The following is a 19,176-nucleotide window of genomic DNA, read 5'->3' as shown; positions in this document are numbered from 1 at the left end:
ATCTTGACCTTAAAAACAGGATCAAAAGATCGCAGCCTGCGGCAGCTACAGGGTCATTTTCCGGCCTTTAAATCAGCGCATGAACAAGCCGCCGTTGACGTCCAGGCACGCGCCCGTCACGGAGGTCGCGTTATCGGCGATCAGCAGCAACACGCTGTCGGCGATGAACGCTGGGTCTCCGAGGGTGCCGGCCGGGATCATCTTGAGGATCTGTTCCAGACGCTCCGGGGCCACACTTTCACGCACTATCGGCAAGTCCAGCGGGCCCGGCGAAATGCTGTTGACCGTTACCCCTTGCGGGGCCAGTTCACGGGCGAAAACCTTGGTCAGTGTCGCCACGCCACCCTTGGCCGCCGCGTAATGCGCGCCGGTGGCGGTGCCGCCGTTCTGTCCGGCCAGGGACGCGATGTTGACGATGCGCCCGAAGCCGCGCTCGGCGAAGTGCGCGCCGAATACCTGACAGGCGACAAACGTGCCGCGCAGGTTGATCGCCATCGACTCGTCGAACTCTTCCGGTGTGATCTCCATCAGTGCAGCGACTTTCGACACGCCGGCGTTGTTCACCAGAATGTCGGTGCCGCCCCACTGCTCAGTGAGCAGGTCGCGGGCACGCTGAAAGTCGGCCTTGCTGCGCACATCCAGTTCAATAGCCACGGCGCTGGCGCCGCTGCTATCGAGTTCCAAAGCCAAACGTTGCACGCCATCAAGACGCACATCGGCCAGAGCGACGCGATAACCTGCCGCATGCAGACGGCGGGCGATGCACTCGCCCAGTCCGCGCGAGGCACCCGTTACGAGGGCTACTCGACTCATGATGTTGCCCTCACAGAAGGAAGCCGAGCGCGCTCAGGCTGTCGGTGGAGTTGATCAGCCGTACCACTTTGCGCTCCAGGCTCGGCACGCCGTCGGTAAAGCGAATGCGGTGATTGAGGTCGGCCACGAATGGCGTGTGCACGCCGCGTTTGTAGGCGTACAGCAACTGCGCGGAATTCACTTCAACGATGTCGCCCGCCGCTTCCACCAGGCGGAAACGCGAAACCGTGCGAATGGTTTTCGCCGCATCCACGGCCGACGGCGAATAGCCGGCGGTCAGGCGTTCGATGCGCAGGTCACGCATGCGCGCATCGTCGTAGGCGTAGTTGAGGGTCGCTTCGAAATCTTCGGTGTCCGGGTCGATCGGCACGATGTACTTGCCGCTTTCGCTCCACAAGGTCGCCCACTCGGCGTAGTTCTTGTGATCGAGCAGTTCGGCTTCGCGCCAGATGAATTCGATGGCCTGGGCCAACGGGCCGGAAAAGCCGTTCAGGGTGTCTTGATTGCTCATTGGCTCATCATCCTTTTCCACATGTCGTAGGCACCGCGCATGCCGCCTTCATCGGTGGCGTGGCTGACCTTGTCGCCGTTTTCAGCGGTGATTTCGCGGTTCAGGCCGCGGTTGACCAGGATTGGCGCGTCGACGCCGGCGTACGAGCCGCGCTGCACGCGGTCCCAGGCTTCGGCATCGTCAGGGCTGCCGAAACCGAACGGGCCCTGGAAGTGTTCGTGGATGCGCATACGTTCGCGGTTGGCGATTTCCGGGCCGCCGTCCATGCCGAGGGCGACGTGGCGGATCTCGGTTTCGGTAACCGACACCGGGCGCAGCACGCGGAAAAACGACATCGACATCGCCACGTTCGGGAACAGGTTCAGGTTGAAACCGGCGCCGTGCAGCGAGCGCACGATGCGACGGACCTGATCGGCCGGCATGGTTTTCGACAGTTCTTCAGTCACATGGGCGAAGCGTTCCTGCAACTGCTCGGTGCCGTCGTCGTGATCGAGGTCGACGTGCTCCGGCACCATCACCATCACGCTGTGGCCATTACCCAGCGAGTGGGTCACGGCTTGTTCGTCGGTCATGAACGAAAGCATTTCCGAGGTTTCTTCATCCACCGACGACATGAACGACTTGTGCACGATCGGGAAGTGGTAACCGTCGGTGGTGTTTTCCAGCTGGATCTTCCAGTTGCCCTTGAAGCTGAACTTGTGTTCGCCCTGGGTCTTGATCGGGTAGCCGGCGCCCTGTTTCATGAACAGGTCCATCCAGTGTTTGGCGCCGCCGAGGAAGTCTTCCAGCGGTTCGATCTCGTCGTTGTAGCTGGCGAAGACCATGCCGGCGTAGCTTTCGACGCGCAGGCTGGTCAGCGGCAGTTCGGATTTCTCCAGGATGCCTTCGTAGCCATCCGGATATGGCAGCGCACGCAGCTTGCCGTCCAGGCCATAGGACCAGCTGTGGTACGGGCAAGTGAAACCGGTGGCGTTGCCCTTGTGCTTCTCGCACACAGTTGCACCACGATGCCGGCAACGGTTTTCCAGGACGTTGATGTTGTTCTTCTTGTCGCGCACGACAATCACCGGGCGACGGCCGATGGTGGCGGTCTTGAAGTCACCGGAATTACGCACTTCGCTTTCGTGGGCAACCCACACCCAGGTGCGGTAGAAAATCTTGTCCAGCTCGGCTTCGAACAGCGCCGGGTCGTTGTACAGCGAGACGTCGACGCGGTCGTGCTGGACCAGGTCTTCGGGGCTTTTCGACGTCGCGATCAGCCGATATTCATGAGTGCTCATGCGGTTCTCCTCATGGCTTCTTTTTATGATTGAGTGGTAGAGGCTTGCAGCTGCGCACCAAAGGCGCAGACCAGTTCGTCCTGACCTTTGCGACCAACGATTTGCAGGCCGACTTTCAGCCCGCCGCAATCGAGTTCCACCGGCACCGTCAGCGCCGGATGGCCGCTGAGGTTGAAGGGCCGTACCAGCGGGGTCATGCCGGCCACGGCTTTGCTGCCGGCGCGGGCTTCGCTGAGGGTTGGCGGCAAGGTCGGCAGTGTCGGCAGCAGCAACACCGCGAAGTCTTCCAGCGCGGCGTCCACCTGTTGCGTGAAACGTGTGCGCACGGCTTCGGCCTGGGCCAGTTCTTCACGGGTGGTACGGCTCGCCGCCAGCAAACGTGTCTCGACATCGGCGCCGATCAGGCCTTTGCCGGTCAGGTGACCGAAGGCCGCCCAGTTTTCAAAATTGATCACGGTCAGGCCGGCCGCGAACGCCGCTTCGAATTCGCTCAGGTGCAAATTGCCGCGGCGCCATCCGGCACGGTCGGCGGCGGCACCCAGGCAGGCTTGCAAGTGCGGGTCGCAGTTCACGTCAAGGAAGGCGACTTTCGCACCCGCGCCCGGCAAGCCTTGCACGGCAAAGCCTGGGCAAATGACCTGCATCGCGGCAATCAGGTCGTCCATGGATTTGGCGAACGGCCCGACGCAATCGAGGCTGGATTCCAGCGGATGCGCACCGACGCGGCTGACGCGACCATAAGTCGGCTTGAGTCCGGCAACGCCGCAGCACGCCGCCGGCACCCGCACCGAACCACCGGTGTCGGTACCGATGGCGATGTCGGCCAGACCGGCCGCGACTGCCGAAGCCGAACCGCTGGACGAGCCGCCCGGCACGCGATCCGGTGCTTGCGGGTTGATCGGTGTGCCGGTCCAGTCGTTGATGCCGGTAACGCCAAACGCCAGTTCATGCAGGTTGGTCTTGCCGACGATCTGCCAGCCAGCGTCGAGGATCGCGTCGACCACTTCGGCGTTCTTTGTCGCAGCCGGGGCGTCGGCGAAGGCGCGGCTGCCCGAGCGCGTCGGGTGACCGGCGATGTCGATTGAATCCTTGATGGCAACGCGTTTGCCGTTACCGCCGAGGAGGAATTCGCTGATGAAAGTACTCATGCATTCAACTCCGTATTGAATAGGCGCTGCGTACGGAAATGCGCGATCAGCCAGACGCCGTCGACACAACGAAAATCGATGTTCAGCCGCGTACCGAACAGCTCGTTGCGGCCATCGGCGTAAGTCGAAATCTGCTGCATGATCCACTGCCCCTGCGCTTTATCACCGTCGACCACGATCGACTCGCTGGTGAGGTAATGCAGGTTCAGCCTGAAGTGGTCGGACGGTGGCAAGTAGCCGCCGACAAACGCCGCCACTGCCTCACGCCCCTGGTGCTGGCCGAAGGTTTGCGCGGTCTGGCTACCAACGCCTTCCCAGATCGCGTCTTCGGTAAACAACTGCGCCAACTGGCTGAGTTGAACCGCCGCTCGCGGCACATCGCACAGGTCCATGTAGCGCGCCATCAGGCGGCGCACTGCACTTTCCCCTTCGAGCGTCGCCAGACGCTGCAGCAAGGCCTCGTTCATGGCTTACACCTTGGCCGCATCAGGGATGGTCAGCGGACGACCGATGCGCGCTTCGATCTTGGCGTAGCGCCACAGGCTGTACTGGCCGACCGGTGTGGTGCGGAACAGGTTGCAGGCATCGATCACCGACTGGTGGCAGTCGACGTCGGCCATGATGTACACGGTCCACGGCGAGGTGGTGGACGGGCCAACCATCAAGCGGTCGTCATCCATCGCACCGAGCACGGTGATGCCGGGCATGGCGCCGAGGTCGCCCATCATCTGGCTGAAGCCCTTCCAGACGCTCAGGCCTTCGCCGGTCGGCAGGTCGAAAAAGTTCTGGGTGATGCCGATGCAGAAGACGACGCGCAACGGTTCCTGGGTAGCTTGGGACATGCTGTTGATCCTTTGAAAAAGTGATGAGAATTCAGATGTAGCCAGGGAACGGCGGCACGCCGAGGAACACCGAGCCGGCGCCGTCGTACAGGCCTTCGCTGAGGAAGGCGTGCTGGGTCACCACCAACGAGTCGCGCAAGTAACGTTGCAGCGGATGGCGCAGGTAAATGGCGGTAGTGCCGGCGAGGCTGTAGGCGCTTTGCACCACTTCGGCACCGGCTTGGGACACATGGATCGCCGACAGACGCAGCAGGCTGGTCTGCTCAGGCGTGACCGGGTTGCCCGCGAGGATCGAGTTCCAAACCTGTTCGGTGGCGTTGTAGAAAAAGCCACGCGCGGCGGCGAGCTTGGCTTCAGCCTTGGCGATCTCGATGCGCACGTAAGCGCGGTCGGACAGTTTCGGCGCGCCGGTGATGCCGCTGCCGCCCGCCATGCGGCTGATTTCGTCGAGCGCAGCACGGGCCAGGCCGAGGTTGACCACTGCCAGCACTTGCGCGGCATAAGCAATCGATGGGTAGCGGAACAGCGGTTCGTCGATGGTCGCGGCACCGCCACGGATGAAGGTCCAGCGCTCGTCGACGCGCTTATCGGTCACACGCAGGTCATGGCTGCCGGTGCCTTTGAGGCCGACCACATCCCAGTTCTCAATGATGTCGACCTGCTCCGGGCGAAACACAGCGGTGCGCGGCTTGCCGCCAGCGGCACCGATGCCCACGCCCAGCAGGTCTGCGCCTTTGCAGCCGCTGGCAAATTTCCAGGTGCCGTTGACCTGATAGCCACCTTCCACGGCTTCGGCCGGTTGCAATGGGAACAGACCGCCAGCGAACACCAGATCAGGGCTGTCGGCGTAGAGTTCAGCGAGGGTTTCCTTCGGCAAAGCGGCCAGGTAAACGCCGGCGCTGCCGAAACTGGCCACCCATCCGGCAGAGCCGTCGGCTTCGGAGATGCGTTCGATCATTTGCAGGAACAGCGCTGGCGCCAGCGCATCGCCGCCGAAGCATTTCGGCGTGGCGGCGCGGTAGATGCCCACTTGTTTGAAACGCTCGATCATGTCCCGTGGCACATGAGAGACCGCGTCGAATTCCTCTCGACGCTGGCGCACTTCATCCAGTACCTGCGCAAAGGCCTGGCTATCGACGACATTCTCGTCAACGCCGATCAGAGCGTCTTGTTGCGCAACCGCTGAACGCAGCATGGGCATTCTCCGTTTTGATTATTGTTAGTGGGGGATACGCTGCTGACTCCTGTAGGAGCGAGCTTGCTCGCGAAAAACGCCCGGACAGCGCGTTCATTCAGACAGGACGCGTAATCGTTGACGTCCATCGTGAGCGAGCTCGCTCCTACAGGGATCTGCGTGGTCACCCTTGCATTGCGGTCCAGTGTAAAAACCGCACCCCGGCGCAACTATTGGTGCGTGCAGCCCCCCGACTAAAGAAAACCCCTAGGCCGACACCCCTTACCTCTGAGCGCATCCCCATGCGCGAGCGGGTATAAAACGCCATACTTCCGGCTCCACCGGTCGGAACCCACTGCCACCAAGGGCTGCGCGATGTACTTGCCGAAACCGAACGACTTTTATGCGCTGATCGAAGCCATGCCGCTGTGCATCATTCTTCACGATGCGCACACCAAGGAGATTCTCTGGGCCAACGCCGCAGCCTTGGCGGCGCTGGGCTTTACCCTGGAAGAACTGACGCCACTGAAAGCCCCGGACATGACCCGCGACGCGCCGAAGTACCGGCGCTCGGTGGGTTTGCGCTGGCTGGAAGGCGCCGCGCGCACGGGCCAGCGCGCCATCGAGTGGTGCTATCGCTCAAAGCAAGGGGTGGAGATTCTTTCCGAGGCGGTGGCGACGCTGGTGCACCTGGACGGTCGCGATGTGCTGATGGTGCAGTTCCGCGACATCTCTAAAGAAGACAAGGTCAAGCGCGACCTCAAGCGCTTCGAAAGTCGGCTCAAGGCTTTCATGCAGGACTTGGCCGAAGGCGTGGCGGTGCTCGGGCCGGAGGGTGGCATTCGTTTTATCAGTGACTCTGGTGCGCACTTGCTCAACAGCGAGGGCCACGAGCTGATCGGCAAGAATTTTCTCGCCTGGTGCGACAACGTTTCACGCCAGCGCCTGTTGCAACAGCTCGCCAACGAAACACCGGAACATGCGCCGTTCAGCGTTCACTACAAGGTCCAGCGACTGGACGGCGAATGGCGCTGGCATGACGCAACCTGCCGCTACATCGAAATTGAAGACGATCTGGTCGGCCACCTGCTGCTGTTCCGCGACGTGACCGAACAGGTTCAGGCCGAAGAGGCGCGGCGGGTCAGCGAGCAGAAACTCGAATACCTGGCGCGCTACAACGCCATGGGTGAAATGGCCGTGGCCATCGCCCACGAATTGAGCCAACCCTTGGCCGCCACGCGTAATTTCATTGAAGGCACGGTGATTCGCCTGAACAATGCCGGCGACACCGATGAAGGCGTCGCCTGGGGCTTGCAGAATGCGGTGCGGCAAATCGAGCATGCCTCGGTGATCATCAAGAGCGTGCGCGATTACGTGGTCAAGCTTGAGCAGTCCGAAGAGCTGGTCGACCTTAACGAGCTGCTGCGCGAAACCCGCTACTTCATCAGTTTGCGCGCCGATCCGAGTCTGGTCCGCGTGGAAATCGTCACCGCGCCCGAGCCGCTGCGGGTGAGCTGCGAGAAGGTGCTGATCGGCCAGGTGATCCTCAATCTGGCTTTCAATGCAATTGAAGAAATGGCCGACCTGCCCATTGAACGGCGCTTGCTGCGCATTCATGCCAGCGCTGGCGACGGCGTTGCGCTGGTGCGCATCGAAGACCGTGGCCGCGGGATTCAGGCCCAGGCGCAGGAAAAGCTGTTCGACGGGTTCTTCTCGTCCAAAGTCAGCGGCAACGGCATCGGCCTGGCGCTGTGCAAGAACATCATCGGTCGCCATCGCGGCGATATCTGGGCGCAAAACCTGGAGCCTTGTGGCGCTGTTTTCAGCTTCTCCCTTCCTCTCGCCTCCTCCCTTTAAACGCAAAAGATCGCAGCCTGCGGCAGCTCCTCCAGGAGAAATACGAACCCTGTAGGAGCTGCCGCAGGCTCGGGCCGCGTTCGGACGATCTTTTGATCTTCGGCCATCACTGGCACAGATACACAAACACTTGGCAGGCAGCGCAATTCCCCGATTTGCCGGGCGAGGCACTATTCGATGGTCAGAATCTGCCCACTCACCCGCGATCCGCGTTACCAACAATTCAGGAAGTTCCCCTTATGCGAACAAACAGGATCTCCGTACAGTCAGCGCTAGGCCTGAGCCTGCTTGTACTCGGTTTGAACAGTGCCCGTGCGGATTTGCCCGCCGACACCATTGGCCAGACCACCTTGGCATTCCCCGCTGAACCGCATCGCGCGTTTGTCGTCGATGTCGAGTTCGAAAGCTTCGTCGCCGGCCGTGTCACCGTGGTCGACCCCGACCAGAAGCGTGTGCTGGGCATGGTGCCGACCGGTTTCGCCGCACCTTCGGCCCTGAGCCATGACGGCAAGCTGCTCTACAGCGCCGACATCTGGTATTCGCGTGGCACCCGCGGCACCCGCACGGACGTGCTGACCGCCTGGGACACTTCGACCCTGTCGCCGGCCTGGGAAGTGCTGATCCCGAACAAGCGCGCCGAGTCGCTGACCCAGCGCTATGGCCTGAAGACCAGCGGCGATGACCGCTTCGTCTACGTCTACAACTTCACCCCGTCGACCTCGGTCACCGTGGTCGATACCCAGACTAAAGCTGTTGCGACCGAAATCGCGATCCCCGGCTGCGTGCTCAACTACCCGGTCGGCAAACGTCGCTTTGCCTCGCTGTGCGGCGACGGCAGCCTGCAAGTGGTAACGATCAACGATCAGGGCCAGGAAACCGCGCGCAACCGCACGCCGTTCTTCGACCCGAACGCCGAGAAACTGGTCGAGCGTGCGGTCAACGTCGGCGATACCTACTACTTCACCACCACCACCGGCACCGTACGCGCCGTGGACTTCTCCGGCGACACACCGAAAATCCTGCCGAGCTGGTCGCTGACCACCGACGAGGAAAAGAAAGCCGGCTGGGCACCGGGTGGCTGGCAGCTGATGGCCGTCGCGCCGAAGCTGAACCGCTTGTACGTGCTGATGCACGACGCTCATGAACCGATGAAGTGGGAAGACCCGAGCACTTTCATCTGGGCCTATGACCTCAAGACCATGAAGAAAATCGCCACCCTGGAAGCCCCGGCTCCGGTGTGGAGCATGCAGGCAACCGGCGACGACAAGCCGCTGTTGCTCGGCGCCGACGTCGAAGGTGGCTTGCAGATTTTCGACCTCAAGACCAACAAGCACACCGGCAGCATGGCAAAAGTCGCGAAGACCGCGACTCAGGTCATGAGCTACTAAACGAGGTTCGGCCATGCAATCAGATCCGATCTTCATCATTGCCAGCGCACTCGCCATTTCGGCGCTGCTGGCCAGTGCCGCGACCCACAAGGTGCGGGCCCCGGCGCGCTTCGCCAAGCAAGTGGCGGACTATCAACTGCTGCCCGCTGCGCTGGTGCGCCCGAGCGCGCGGTTGATTCCGCTGTTGGAACTGGCCATCGCTTTCGCGCTGCTGGTTCCGGTCAGCCGGGGCTGGGCAGCGTTGAGTGCGGCCAGCCTGCTGGCGCTGTACGCCGCCGCCATCGGCATCAACCTGTGGCGAGGTCGTCGCGACATCGACTGCGGCTGTGCCGGTCCCGATCAGGCGCAACCGCTGCGCCCGGTCCTGCTGCTGCGCAACAGCGTGCTGGTAGCGGTAGCGCTGCTGGCCAGCGTGACGCCGGTGGTGCGTGACATGACTGTGTTCGATGGCTTCGTCACCGTGGCTTCCGCCGCTGTCGCGCTGCTCATCTACGCCGCGGCCGCTGGCCTGATGGCGAACTCCCCTCTTCTGCTCAAATTGATTGGTAGGTAATCAAAATGGAAGGCTTGATAGTTTCCAACGTTCTGCTCTGGGTGCTGCTGGTGGCCGTGGCGTTTGTCGTCATGGGCCTGGTTCGTCAGATTGGTGTGCTGCACGGTCGCCTGGCTCCGGCCGGCGCACTGATGGTCGACAAAGGCGTGGCCGTCAACGAAGCCGCACCGCAAATCACCGCCGCCGACCGTAACGGTCGCCCGGTGAACTTCGGTTATGCCGGTGAAAAATCGCAACTGCTGTTCTTCCTCTCGCCGACCTGCCCGATCTGCAAGTCCTTGCTGCCGGCGATCAAATCCATCGCCAAGGAACAGGCCGGTACCCTCGACGTGGTGTTCGTCAGCGATGGCGACATGGACGCCCAGCAAGCACTGATCCGCGAACACAAACTGGAAGACGCGACCTACGTGGTCGGCCCGGAAGTGGGCATGACCTACCAGATCGGCAAACTGCCGTACGCGGCGCTGATCGACAAGTCCGGCACCCTGCGCGCCAAAGGCCTGGTCAATTCCCGCGAGCATCTGGATAGCCTGTTCGAAGTAGAGCATTTGAAGCACGCCACGCTGCAGCAGTACCTCAATGCTCAGCCTCACGATCATGACCACAGCCACGGCCATAGCCACTGATAAGGCAGGGAGACGTTTATGAAACTGCTGGATCTGTTGTTCGAGCGCTCGACGCGCCGTGTTGCCGACACCACCTCGCGCCGCAAACTGCTGTCGCGCATGGGCTCGCTGATGGTGGCCGGTGCCGCCCTGCCGCTTTTGTTGCCTCTGGATCGCACCAGCAAGGCACTGGCCGCCACTGACCCGAAGGCCGGCGACCCCGGTGATCCGAACAGCTGCGACTACTGGCGCTACTGCTCCATCGACGGTTTTCTGTGCAGCTGCTGCGGTGGTTCGGTGACGTCCTGCCCACCGGGCACCGAAGCCTCGCAAGTGACCTGGATCGGCACCTGCCGCAACCCGGCCGACGGCAAGGACTACATCATTTCGTACAACGACTGCTGCGGTAAACAAAGCTGCGCGCAGTGCGCCTGCACCCGCAACGACAGTGAAGAACCGGCCTACCGCCCGTTCAACAACAACGATGTGAACTGGTGCCTGGCCGCCAAATCGCACATCTACCACTGCACCGTTTCGATCATTCGCGGCGTCGCGGTCTGACACGCGCTTTACCGCCGGTTGCCCGGGCAATCGGCGGTTTTTTTCTTTATGCGTCTGTTGTTTTTTTCTTTTGGTAAGACCTGCCACCCGCAAAAGGTACTTGTCATGCGTATGTTGCTTTCCCTGGGCCTGGCCTGCCTGCTCATCACCCCACAGGTGTACGCCCGGGCCATTCCCAACCCTGGCCAGCGCCATGCGCCGGGCAACGAAGAACTGCAAAAGCCCATCGCCGAGGCCAACTACAGCGTCGGTGTGAACTATCAATTGCAATGCGCCGGTTGCCATTTGGGTGACGGCACCGGTTCCGCCGCCAACGACACGCCACGGATGAAAGGCTTTGTCGGCAACTTCCTGAAAGTCCCCGGCGGCCGCGAATTCCTGGTGCGCGTGCCGGGCATGTCGCAATCGGCGTTGAACAACGCGCAACTGGCGGATTTGCTCAACTGGCTGATGCGCGAAGACGGCATGGCCGGCAAGAGCATGCCGGCGGATTACCAGCCTTACAGCGCCGAAGAAGTTGCGACGTTGCGCGCCAAAACCATGCTCAACCTGCCCGGCACCCGTGGAGAATTGATCAAAGCCATGCGTGCGCAAGGCATCGCGATTGATGACGGGATGAATTACTGAGTCGGCTCAGTCGCGACCCGCCTCAATTGACGATACGCATCCACCAATTGATCAAGGCTGAACGAGAGATTTCGCCCACTGGGGTTGGGCAAGATCCACACGGCCGCATTGCCGAAAGTCCTGTCCTGAAGTCCCCACTCCACGTTGCGCTGACCGGATAGCGCCGAGTACGCCGCTTTCCCCAGAAACGCCACATAACGTGGCGCATGACGGGCGATCTTCTGTTCGAAAGCCGCCGCCGCTGCGGCGAACTCATGCAGCGACAACTGATCCGCCCGCGCCGTCGGTCGGTCGACCACCGCAGTCAAACCGCACTGATACTGAAGAATCGTCCGGTCGTTTTCCGGGCGCACTTGCTCCGGGGTAAAACCGGCCAAATGCAGCGTGCGCCAGAAGCGATTGCCCCGGCCGGCAAAGTGATGCCCCTGCGCGGCGGCGGTCATGCCGGGGTTGATCCCGCAAAACACCACCGCCAGACGTTTGGCCAGAATGTCTTCGAGCCCCTCACTCACCGCAGATCACACTCACCGCATTACGGGCGAGGTCGGTCAGCTCGCTGCGGGACTTACCCGCCCGCGCGCGGATCGAAATGCTGTGCAGCAGCGATGATGCCAGTACCGCCAGGGACGCCGCGTCGACATCGCCTTTCAGTTCGCCGGATTCGATAGCCGTTCGCAGGCGCGCTTCCAGGTCGGCGTCCAGGCGGCTGAGCCGATCCGAAAGCACCGCGCGAATTTCCGAGTCCTCAACCGCTTCGGTAGTCGCCGTGCCGATCGCGAAGCAGCCGCGTGGTTGGCCTTCGCCCGAGAAGTAGATCGACAACTGTCCCTCATAAAAACGCATCAGCGCCTCTCGCAACGTCAGGCCGGTGTCTGTCAGCGCCCCCTGCATTTCCGCGGAGGCCACTTCCCAATATTGCTCCAGCGCCTTGATGTACAGGGAATGCTTGTCGCCGAAGGCCGCGTAGAGGCTCGGACGATTCATCCCCGCCGCCGTGGCGATGCTGTCCAGGGACGCGCCGGAATAGCCGGTGCTCCAGAAAACACCGAGCGCTTGTTGCAGCGCCGTCTGCGGGTCATACGCGCGGGGCCGGCCGCGGCCTTTACCCTCTGTCAGTTTATTTTGTGCCATGTCGTACAAAATCCTTGCAGGAAGGTGAATGTGGGGATATTTTTACACCATCGCACAAAAATAAGGAACCACAAATTCCTTGATCCATGTTTGTTCACGCGAAGCTCGAACCGGGTGTTGCAGCGACGAAACAGAGGCGGCGGAGCGATCCTCCCAACCGCCTGCGGGTTTGCTTTCAAACAGCATTTATTCACATCGGCGCCAGGCGATAGCTCCAGGCCCGAATTCCCCGGTTAAAGGTGCTTTCGATCATGACTACCCAAATCGATATCCCGGCTTCCCAGGCCTTCGCGGCCCAATCGCCCATCAAGAAACCCTTGAAGGAAAAACTGCGGCCATGGCTGATGGTGGGCCTGCCCGCCCTCTTCGCCGCCGTTGGCTACGCCCACTACGTTGCCGGCGTACCCTTCGTCACCACTGATAACGCCTACGCCCGGGTGGCCAAGGCTTCGATCAACGCGCGGATTTCCGGTCAGGTTGTAGAAATCGCCGTTGAAGACAATCAGAAGGTCACCAAGGGCCAGGTGCTGTTTCGCATCGACCCCAAGCCATTGCAGATCGCGATCAATCGTGCCGAAGCGCAACTGAGCGTCGCGCGATTGCGCATCGACGGTCTCAAGGCCAGCTATCGCCAGCAACAGGCGGAACTGCAATCGGCGAAAGAGTCGGCGGGCTTCGACCAGAAGGAATTTGCCCGCAAGAAAGCGCTGGTGGCGACCGAGTTCGTTTCCCGTTCCCTTTTTGAACGCTCGGAAACCGACCTCAAAGTGTCACGGCAGCGCATTGCGTCCATCGAGCAACAAATCGCCAGCACCGTTGTGGCTTTGAACGGCAACCCGAACATCGAAGCCGACAGTCATCCGAGCGTTCGTGAAGCCAAGGCGCATCTGGACGAAGCGCAGTTGTACCTCGCGTACGCCACGGTTTATGCGCCGGCCGACGGCATTGTTGCCAAGGTGGATGACTTGCAGGTCGGCAACTACCTGAACAACGGCGCACCGGCCTTTGCGTTGATTTCCGATCACGAAATCTGGGTCGAGGCCAACTTCCGTGAAACCCAGGTGACGCATATGCGCCCCGGCCAGGAAGCGACCATCCGCATCGACACCTACCCGGATCGCGTGTTCAAGGCCCACGTCACCAGCATGAGCCCCGGTGCCGGTTCGGACTTCGCCCTGCTGCCGCCGGAAAACGCCACCGGCAACTGGGTCAAGGTTGTTCAGCGGGTACCGGTTCGCCTCGAACTGGATGACGCCGACCCTGCCCTGCCGCTGTTTTCTGGCACCAGCGCCACGGTCAAGGTCGACACCGGTTACAGCACGCCATGGTGGTATCCGCTCAAATCGTTGCTGACGGCAGGTAACTTCTAATGAACGCCCATGCAGATACAACCCCGAATGCAAGCAGTGCGCGCTCGCTCAGGTTGGCCGTTCTGCTCGCGACTTACATGCAGTCGGCGAACCTGCCGTTGCCCAATGCGGTACTGCGGCTGATTCAAGGCAGCCTGTCGATGACCGACGACCAGGCGGGCTGGATTTTCACCGCGTACCTGGCGGCAAGCGCGATCACCATGCCGATTGCCCAGTGGCTTGCCGGGCGCTTTGGCTTGAAGCTTGTGTATCAAGCGGCGCTGGCGTTCTTCGTGCTCGGTTTGCTGCTGGCCACTGTTTCCAGCACGCCGCTGGAGTTCATCGGCGCACGCATTATTCAAGGCTTGGCGAGTGGTGTGCTGGCGCCGCTGTCGATGGCGATTGCCATGGAGACGTTGGCGCCCGAGAAACGCATGAAGTTCGGCGCGACCTGGACCGCCATCGTGCTCGTGGGCATCGTCAGCGGCCCGAGCATCGGTGGCTGGATCGCCGAGCATTTCGACTGGCGTCCGATCTTCTACGTCAGCCTGCCGTTGTCGGCATACATCTTCCTGGTCGTAGCGCTGTTGCTCACCGAGAAGAAAGCCGCGAAGGCGCCGGCGTTCGACTTCTTTGGTTTTGGCACCTTCACACTGGCGTTGATCAGCCTGCAAATGCTGCTCGACCGTGGTGAACGCATGGACTGGTTCGACTCGCCGGAAATCTGGATCGAGGCGCTGGCCAGTGGACTGGGCTTGTACCTGTTCCTGGTGCATGTGCTGACCAAACAGGCGCATTTCCTCAACAAGAGCCTGTTCCGCGATCGCAATTTCGTGCTGTCGACGATCATCTTTTTCGCCGTCGGTTTCGTGCTGTTGTCGACCATGGCCCTGACGTCGCCGATGCTCGATGAAATCCTCGGCTACCCGCCTGACACTACCGGAGCCCTGACCATCCCGCGCGGTATCGGGCTGGTTGGTGCGTTCCTGCTGATGGGGCGCGTGCCTGAGCGTTTCGACCGTCGGTGGTTCGTGGCGATAGGCGCCGGCGCGGTGATTTATGCCAACTGGTTGATGCTCGGCTATTCGCCGTTGATGGACTGGTCGCCGGTTGCGGTGACCGGCGCGATCCAGGGGATCGGCATCGGCATGCTAATGCCGTCGCTGACCAAGGTTGCGTTCAGCACGCTCGACCCCAAGCTGCGTCCGGAAGGCACCGGTCTGTTCAATCTTTCCCGTGTTTACGGCAGCACCATTGGCGTGGCGATCGTGCAGATTTTCTTCTTCAACAATACGCAGGCGATGCATCTGGCGCTTGGCAACAACGTGACGCCCTATAGCGCCGCCGCGCATTTCGGCACCGCATCGCTGCCGACACTTGAAGGGCTCAACCACCTGATCACCCACCAGGCTGCGTTCATCGCCGTTGTCGACCAGTTCAAGATCCTGATGGTGGCGATGCTGGTGGTCAGCCCGCTGATTCTCTTTCTTCGCAAACCCGCTGCGGCCAACTAGTTTTCGTGGAGTGTGCCCAATGAAATCCAGTCATCTGTTCCAACCGAAACTCACGGCATTGTCGGCGCTGGTTTTTCTCTCGGCCTGCACCGTCGGCCCTGACTTTAAAACTCCGGCTGCCAGCCCATCGCAGCACTACGACCAACAGGCCGAACAACATCTCGGCGGCCAGCAGCGCATCGCGCTTGGCCAGAAAGTCAGTGGGCAATGGTGGTCGGCCTTCCGCTCGCCCAAGCTCGACCAGGTCGTGCGCCGGGCCATCGACGGCAACCTTGAACTGGTCGCCGCCGATGCAACCATTCGCCAGGCGTCGCAATCCGTGGCGGCGGCGCAAGGCGCGTTGTACCCGCAGGTCGACTTCGGCGCGACGGCGGGTCGTCAACGGGTGCACAACGCCAAGGAACCTTCGATCTCTAACTTCTATGCGATCGGACCACGGGTCGGTTTCGACCTCGATGTGTTCGGCGGCAACAAGCGGCTGGTCGAACAGCAGCAAGCGTTCACCGATCTGCAAAAGCATCGCTTTGAGGCGGCGTACCTGACCCTGACCGGCGAGGTTGCCAGCCAGTCGTTATTGATCGCATCGGCCAACGCGCAAATCCAGGCCGTGGAGAAACTGCTGGCCAACGACATCAAGAACCTCGAACTGGTACGCGCGGCGCTGATCAACGGCACGACCACGCAGATTGATGTTTCGCTGGCCGAGACGCGGCTTGCCCAGGACCGCACGCTGCTGCCGCCATTGGCCCAGCAACGTGATGCGGCCCGCCATGCGCTGTCGATTCTGACGGGCAAAGGCCCGGCGGACTGGATCGCGCCGGACTTCCACCTCGACGAGTTCGCCTTGCCGTCGAACGTGCCGGTCAGCCTGCCCTCGGAAATGGCCCACGACCGGCCGGACGTGCGCCAGGCCGAGGCCGAGCTGCACATCGCCAGCGCCGCCGTTGGCGTGGCGACCGCCAATCTTTATCCGCGGGTGACGCTGTCCGCGTCGCTGGCCCAGGCCGCTTCAGGCAATGGCGGTGCCGCGCTCTGGGGTTTTGCTGCGGGCCTGACGGCACCGATCTTCAACGGCGGAACCCTCAAGGCTGAGCAGCAGGCCGCCGTCGAAGGCTACAACGCGACGCTCGCCGGCTATCAGCAGACCGTCATCAGTTCGTTCGGCCAGGTCGCGGACACGCTGCAAGCGATCAACCACGACGCGGAAGAATTCCGTGCCCAGGAAGACGCCCTGCAAGCGGCCGAAACCAGCCTGCGGTTGAACCAGCAAGCCTATGCCCAAGGCGAGAACAGCATCCTCCAGGTGCTGGAAGCCGAGCGCGCCTACCAACAGTCGCTGCTGGGCCATATCCGCGTGAAGACCGCGCAGTACCTCGACACCGTGCAGCTGTTTGTTGCCCTCGGCGGCAATTCCATTGGCGTCTTCGAGCAACGGGTTGCCAGCCGCGAAGCCCCACAACGTTCGTATCAGTAGAGGCTGCGGCCTCGATATTTGGAGTAATGACATGTCCTACGAAGCCTTTCACGATGAACTTCGCGATACAAAATTTGCGCTGAATCACGGTACGGGGAAAATGCCCGCCGTCGGCTTCGGCACCCTGTTCAAGGACCTGAGCGTCACCACCGAGGCGATCACCCATGCGCTGGAAACCGGGTTCCGCCATTTCGATTGCGCCGAGCGGTACCGCAACGAAGAAAGTGTTGGCGTTGCCTTCAAGGCATTCATGGACGCGGGTAAGGCGCGGCGCGAAGACTTGTTCATTACCACCAAACTGTGGAACACCAACCACCGTCCCGAGCGCGTGTTGCCGGCGTTCGAAGCCAGTTGCCGTCGGCTCCAGGTGGATTACATCGATTGCTACCTGATCCATACGCCTTTCGCCTTCAAGGCGGGCGACGATCAAGACCCGCGGGATGCTTTCGGGCATGTCCTCTACGATGGTGACGTGAAGCTGATCGACACCTGGCGCGCGCTTGAGCAACTGGTGGATGAGGGTCGTTGCGGCGCAATCGGCTTGTCCGATATCACCCTGGAAGCGCTGAAAGAGATCGTGGCCGAGGCGCGGATCAAACCCGCCGTGGTGCAAGTCGAATCCCACCCGTACTTGCCGGAATGGGAACTGCTGGAGTTCTGCAAGGAGCATGGCATCGTCGTCCTCGCCTTCGCCCCGCTCGGGCATGGCATGGAGCCGAACGTGCTGGAAGACGAAGTGATTACCGGGATCGCCCGGCATTTGCAGCGCACCCCGGCCCAAGTATTACTGGCCTGGGCTGTGCAACGGGGTGTAGCGTTCCTGACTACTTCGGCAACACCGAGCCGTATCCGCGAAAACTTCGATATCGCTACATTGCCGCACCGGGCCATGCTGGAAATTCGCGAAGAGATCACAACGCGGATACGCTTCAATTCGGTGGTCGAGACGGGTGTGCCGGGATTCATCCCGCGCAAACAGTAATGCACGACAAGGGACGGCACCGACCGTCCCTTTTTTTGGCTATACCTTGAGGTGAAACCGATGGATGTTTTCCAGACCATGCGCAGCTTCATGGCGGTCGCCCAAAGCGGCAGCTTTACCGCAGCGGCCCAGTTGCTGGACACCACCACGACCAACGTTTCCAAAGCGGTTTCCAGTCTGGAAGCCCGTCTGCAAACCCGCCTGATCAACCGCACGACCCGCCGCCTGGCGCTGACCGAGGCCGGCACACGTTACTTGCAACGCTGCGAGAGAATTCTGGAAGAACTGCGTGAAGCCGAGGAGGAAGCGGGCACCGCACAGATCACCCCTGTGGGCCGTTTGAAGATTCATGCGATGTCGGCCATCGGCAACCATTACGTGATCGACGCCATCGCCCAATACCGCGAGACACATCCCTCGGTCCTGTTTGATCTGACCTTGACCAATCGGCTGCCGGACTTGCTGGAGGAAGGCTATGACATGTCGATCGTGCTGGCGCGGGACTTGCCCGACTCGGGCTTTGTCGCGCAGCGGCTGGGCATCACCTACAGCATCCTCTGCGCCTCGCCGGCGTACCTGAAGAAACGCGGAATGCCCGACACACCGGGTTCGTTGGGAGCACATGATTGCTTGAGGATCGTCAACACGATCATGCCGGTTGAACACTGGGTGTTCGAAGGGCCGGAAGGCGTGGAGACCGTCAGCACCCCGGTGTCGCCGTTTCACGTCAACACCGCCGATGCAATGACCGTTGCCATCACCCGTGGCATGGGGATCGGCATTCAGCCCATTGCGTCTGCCGTGGCCGGGCTCAAGGCCGGCACCCTGGTGCGGGTGCTGCCGGACTATCATTTCGAAGAGTTGAACCTGTTTGCAATCTACCCTTCACGAAAATTCGTCGATGCAAAAATAAAAACCTGGGTGGAGTTCCTGAAGGACTACCTGCCCGGGTTGCTGGCGACCGATGACAAAATTGCGCGTTCGTCAAAACACGCCAAAAACAACTGAATGTACCCCCCCGCCCGGATGGAGTGTCGACCCTCCACCGTCATCACGGCACTCAACCGTTCGAGCATCCGGTGCCCATGACCTGATACTGCAGGACATGCCGCTGACCTTGCGAATCTTCATAAGTCATTTGTGCCGAAACCGGACCACATTCTGGCGGAACATCGGTCACGGAGATGACCTTCTTCACGTCCAGTTTCGAACCGTAGGTGTAGGTCTCTACCGGTGTCTGGTCTCTCGACACTTTGGCGTGGCTTTCTTCGGCAAAGGCCTGCGCACCGATACAACTGAGTGCAAGGAAAATCGCGATTTTTGAGATATTCATGAGGTTCACCGTCTCGTTCAAGTGGGTTTGCTTG

General features: G+C 61.3%; 21 protein-coding genes. 11 read left to right on the top strand and 10 right to left on the bottom strand.

The genetic code is table 11. The annotated features are described in order from the left end of the window. Window positions 1-72: 72 nt before the first annotated feature. From ACW9JC_RS09975 to ACW9JC_RS09945, 7 genes are read right to left on the bottom strand one after another with little or no spacing between them, the layout of a single operon-like run. Entirely contained in the window at window positions 73-813 is a 741-nt protein-coding gene (locus tag ACW9JC_RS09975; RefSeq protein WP_457454906.1) for an SDR family NAD(P)-dependent oxidoreductase, read from the bottom strand. 10 nt (window positions 814-823) lie between these two features. Then, complete coding sequence (locus tag ACW9JC_RS09970; RefSeq protein WP_150702408.1) at window positions 824-1,324, bottom strand: aromatic-ring-hydroxylating dioxygenase subunit beta; 501 nt, start codon at window positions 1,322-1,324, stop codon at window positions 824-826. Beyond that, window positions 1,321-2,604 carry an aromatic ring-hydroxylating oxygenase subunit alpha gene (locus tag ACW9JC_RS09965; protein WP_338581577.1) on the bottom strand — a complete coding sequence of 428 codons (1,284 nt, stop codon included), beginning with the start codon at window positions 2,602-2,604 and terminating at the stop codon, window positions 1,321-1,323. Before ACW9JC_RS09965 ends, ACW9JC_RS09970 begins: the two co-directional genes overlap by 4 nt. 23 nt (window positions 2,605-2,627) lie before the next feature. Then, window positions 2,628-3,752, bottom strand: a complete 1,125-nt coding sequence (locus tag ACW9JC_RS09960; protein WP_338581578.1) for an amidase — start codon at window positions 3,750-3,752, stop codon at window positions 2,628-2,630. Further along, window positions 3,749-4,219 (bottom strand): nuclear transport factor 2 family protein, encoded by a 471-nt coding sequence (locus ACW9JC_RS09955; protein WP_457454905.1) that lies wholly within the window; start codon window positions 4,217-4,219, stop codon window positions 3,749-3,751. The genes ACW9JC_RS09960 and ACW9JC_RS09955 overlap by 4 nt, the downstream gene beginning before the upstream one ends. A 3-nt stretch (window positions 4,220-4,222) precedes the next feature. Next, entirely contained in the window at window positions 4,223-4,594 is a 372-nt protein-coding gene (locus ACW9JC_RS09950) for a hypothetical protein (protein WP_046040355.1), read from the bottom strand. Window positions 4,595-4,625: 31 nt separating this feature from the next. Beyond that, window positions 4,626-5,789 (bottom strand): acyl-CoA dehydrogenase family protein, encoded by a 1,164-nt coding sequence (locus ACW9JC_RS09945; RefSeq protein WP_457454904.1) that lies wholly within the window; start codon window positions 5,787-5,789, stop codon window positions 4,626-4,628. A 354-nt stretch (window positions 5,790-6,143) separates the two neighbouring features. Between ACW9JC_RS09945 and ACW9JC_RS09940 the strand changes: the two genes are divergently transcribed. The 6 genes from ACW9JC_RS09940 to ACW9JC_RS09915 all read left to right on the top strand — a co-directional run bounded on the left by ACW9JC_RS09940 (window position 6,144) and on the right by ACW9JC_RS09915 (window position 11,359). Further along, on the top strand, window positions 6,144-7,625 hold the full coding sequence (locus ACW9JC_RS09940; protein WP_457454903.1) for a sensor histidine kinase: 1,482 nt from the start codon (window positions 6,144-6,146) through the stop codon (window positions 7,623-7,625). A gap of 239 nt (window positions 7,626-7,864) precedes the next feature. Next, on the top strand, window positions 7,865-9,013 hold the full coding sequence (locus ACW9JC_RS09935) for an amine dehydrogenase large subunit (RefSeq protein ID WP_457454902.1): 1,149 nt from the start codon (window positions 7,865-7,867) through the stop codon (window positions 9,011-9,013). A 13-nt stretch (window positions 9,014-9,026) separates the two neighbouring features. Beyond that, window positions 9,027-9,566: a MauE/DoxX family redox-associated membrane protein gene (locus ACW9JC_RS09930; protein ID WP_457454901.1), complete on the top strand. Its 540-nt coding sequence runs from the start codon at window positions 9,027-9,029 to the stop codon at window positions 9,564-9,566. A gap of 5 nt (window positions 9,567-9,571) precedes the next feature. Beyond that, window positions 9,572-10,192: a methylamine dehydrogenase accessory protein MauD gene (gene mauD / locus ACW9JC_RS09925; RefSeq protein WP_338581587.1), complete on the top strand. Its 621-nt coding sequence runs from the start codon at window positions 9,572-9,574 to the stop codon at window positions 10,190-10,192. A gap of 18 nt (window positions 10,193-10,210) precedes the next feature. Next, window positions 10,211-10,732 carry a methylamine dehydrogenase light chain gene (locus ACW9JC_RS09920; protein ID WP_027620621.1) on the top strand — a complete coding sequence of 174 codons (522 nt, stop codon included), beginning with the start codon at window positions 10,211-10,213 and terminating at the stop codon, window positions 10,730-10,732. A gap of 105 nt (window positions 10,733-10,837) precedes the next feature. Next, window positions 10,838-11,359, top strand: coding sequence for a cytochrome C (locus tag ACW9JC_RS09915; protein WP_457454900.1), 522 nt, complete (start codon window positions 10,838-10,840; stop codon window positions 11,357-11,359). Here the strand turns inward: ACW9JC_RS09915 and mug are convergent. Both mug and ACW9JC_RS09905 read right to left on the bottom strand, forming a co-directional pair. Then, the gene (gene mug, locus ACW9JC_RS09910; RefSeq protein ID WP_457454899.1) at window positions 11,353-11,871 is read right to left on the bottom strand and encodes a G/U mismatch-specific DNA glycosylase; all 519 of its coding nucleotides are present in this window, start codon (window positions 11,869-11,871) and stop codon (window positions 11,353-11,355) included. The two genes, ACW9JC_RS09915 and mug, sit on opposite strands and share 7 nt — an antisense overlap. After that, window positions 11,864-12,490: a TetR/AcrR family transcriptional regulator gene (locus ACW9JC_RS09905; RefSeq protein WP_457454898.1), complete on the bottom strand. Its 627-nt coding sequence runs from the start codon at window positions 12,488-12,490 to the stop codon at window positions 11,864-11,866. Before ACW9JC_RS09905 ends, mug begins: the two co-directional genes overlap by 8 nt. 251 nt (window positions 12,491-12,741) lie before the next feature. Here ACW9JC_RS09905 and ACW9JC_RS09900 point away from each other — a divergent pair, with 251 nt between their 5' ends. Genes ACW9JC_RS09900 through ACW9JC_RS09880 form a run of 5 tightly spaced genes read left to right on the top strand, consistent with a single transcriptional unit; the run spans window position 12,742 to window position 18,817 of the window. Then, window positions 12,742-13,860: an HlyD family secretion protein gene (locus ACW9JC_RS09900; RefSeq protein WP_457454897.1), complete on the top strand. Its 1,119-nt coding sequence runs from the start codon at window positions 12,742-12,744 to the stop codon at window positions 13,858-13,860. Then, window positions 13,860-15,353, top strand: coding sequence for an MDR family MFS transporter (locus ACW9JC_RS09895; RefSeq protein WP_457454896.1), 1,494 nt, complete (start codon window positions 13,860-13,862; stop codon window positions 15,351-15,353). Before ACW9JC_RS09900 ends, ACW9JC_RS09895 begins: the two co-directional genes overlap by 1 nt. A 19-nt stretch (window positions 15,354-15,372) precedes the next feature. Continuing rightward, window positions 15,373-16,827 carry an efflux transporter outer membrane subunit gene (locus tag ACW9JC_RS09890; protein ID WP_457454895.1) on the top strand — a complete coding sequence of 485 codons (1,455 nt, stop codon included), beginning with the start codon at window positions 15,373-15,375 and terminating at the stop codon, window positions 16,825-16,827. A 31-nt stretch (window positions 16,828-16,858) separates the two neighbouring features. Then, on the top strand, window positions 16,859-17,809 hold the full coding sequence (locus ACW9JC_RS09885) for an aldo/keto reductase (RefSeq protein WP_457454894.1): 951 nt from the start codon (window positions 16,859-16,861) through the stop codon (window positions 17,807-17,809). A gap of 60 nt (window positions 17,810-17,869) precedes the next feature. Then, window positions 17,870-18,817: a LysR family transcriptional regulator gene (locus ACW9JC_RS09880; RefSeq protein WP_457454893.1), complete on the top strand. Its 948-nt coding sequence runs from the start codon at window positions 17,870-17,872 to the stop codon at window positions 18,815-18,817. 52 nt (window positions 18,818-18,869) lie between these two features. Here the strand turns inward: ACW9JC_RS09880 and ACW9JC_RS09875 are convergent, their stop codons facing one another. Next, a complete protein-coding gene (locus tag ACW9JC_RS09875) occupies window positions 18,870-19,142 on the bottom strand; it encodes a DUF2790 domain-containing protein (RefSeq protein ID WP_191630508.1) in 273 nt (90 codons plus the stop codon). Window positions 19,143-19,176 lie beyond the last annotated feature (34 nt).

It is taken from the genome of Pseudomonas sp. SDO5591_S426 (assembly GCF_054070755.1).
This window is presented reverse-complemented; position numbering and strand designations above follow the sequence as displayed.

Excerpts from the sequence above, each read along its gene's own strand:
- ACW9JC_RS09975 (WP_457454906.1), bottom strand. The coding sequence starts at position 813 with ATGAGTCGAGTAGCCCTCGTAACGGGTGCCTCGCGCGGACTGGGCGAG.
- ACW9JC_RS09970 (WP_150702408.1), bottom strand. The coding sequence starts at position 1,324 with ATGAGCAATCAAGACACCCTGAACGGCTTTTCCGGCCCGTTGGCCCAG.
- ACW9JC_RS09965 (WP_338581577.1), bottom strand. The coding sequence starts at position 2,604 with ATGAGCACTCATGAATATCGGCTGATCGCGACGTCGAAAAGCCCCGAA.
- ACW9JC_RS09960 (WP_338581578.1), bottom strand. The coding sequence starts at position 3,752 with ATGAGTACTTTCATCAGCGAATTCCTCCTCGGCGGTAACGGCAAACGC.
- ACW9JC_RS09955 (WP_457454905.1), bottom strand. The coding sequence starts at position 4,219 with ATGAACGAGGCCTTGCTGCAGCGTCTGGCGACGCTCGAAGGGGAAAGT.
- ACW9JC_RS09950 (WP_046040355.1), bottom strand. The coding sequence starts at position 4,594 with ATGTCCCAAGCTACCCAGGAACCGTTGCGCGTCGTCTTCTGCATCGGC.
- ACW9JC_RS09945 (WP_457454904.1), bottom strand. The coding sequence starts at position 5,789 with ATGCTGCGTTCAGCGGTTGCGCAACAAGACGCTCTGATCGGCGTTGAC.
- ACW9JC_RS09940 (WP_457454903.1), top strand. The coding sequence starts at position 6,144 with ATGTACTTGCCGAAACCGAACGACTTTTATGCGCTGATCGAAGCCATG.
- ACW9JC_RS09935 (WP_457454902.1), top strand. The coding sequence starts at position 7,865 with ATGCGAACAAACAGGATCTCCGTACAGTCAGCGCTAGGCCTGAGCCTG.
- ACW9JC_RS09930 (WP_457454901.1), top strand. The coding sequence starts at position 9,027 with ATGCAATCAGATCCGATCTTCATCATTGCCAGCGCACTCGCCATTTCG.
- mauD (WP_338581587.1), top strand. The coding sequence starts at position 9,572 with ATGGAAGGCTTGATAGTTTCCAACGTTCTGCTCTGGGTGCTGCTGGTG.
- ACW9JC_RS09920 (WP_027620621.1), top strand. The coding sequence starts at position 10,211 with ATGAAACTGCTGGATCTGTTGTTCGAGCGCTCGACGCGCCGTGTTGCC.
- ACW9JC_RS09915 (WP_457454900.1), top strand. The coding sequence starts at position 10,838 with ATGCGTATGTTGCTTTCCCTGGGCCTGGCCTGCCTGCTCATCACCCCA.
- ACW9JC_RS09905 (WP_457454898.1), bottom strand. The coding sequence starts at position 12,490 with ATGGCACAAAATAAACTGACAGAGGGTAAAGGCCGCGGCCGGCCCCGC.
- ACW9JC_RS09900 (WP_457454897.1), top strand. The coding sequence starts at position 12,742 with ATGACTACCCAAATCGATATCCCGGCTTCCCAGGCCTTCGCGGCCCAA.
- ACW9JC_RS09895 (WP_457454896.1), top strand. The coding sequence starts at position 13,860 with ATGAACGCCCATGCAGATACAACCCCGAATGCAAGCAGTGCGCGCTCG.
- ACW9JC_RS09890 (WP_457454895.1), top strand. The coding sequence starts at position 15,373 with ATGAAATCCAGTCATCTGTTCCAACCGAAACTCACGGCATTGTCGGCG.
- ACW9JC_RS09885 (WP_457454894.1), top strand. The coding sequence starts at position 16,859 with ATGTCCTACGAAGCCTTTCACGATGAACTTCGCGATACAAAATTTGCG.
- ACW9JC_RS09880 (WP_457454893.1), top strand. The coding sequence starts at position 17,870 with ATGGATGTTTTCCAGACCATGCGCAGCTTCATGGCGGTCGCCCAAAGC.
- ACW9JC_RS09875 (WP_191630508.1), bottom strand. The coding sequence starts at position 19,142 with ATGAATATCTCAAAAATCGCGATTTTCCTTGCACTCAGTTGTATCGGT.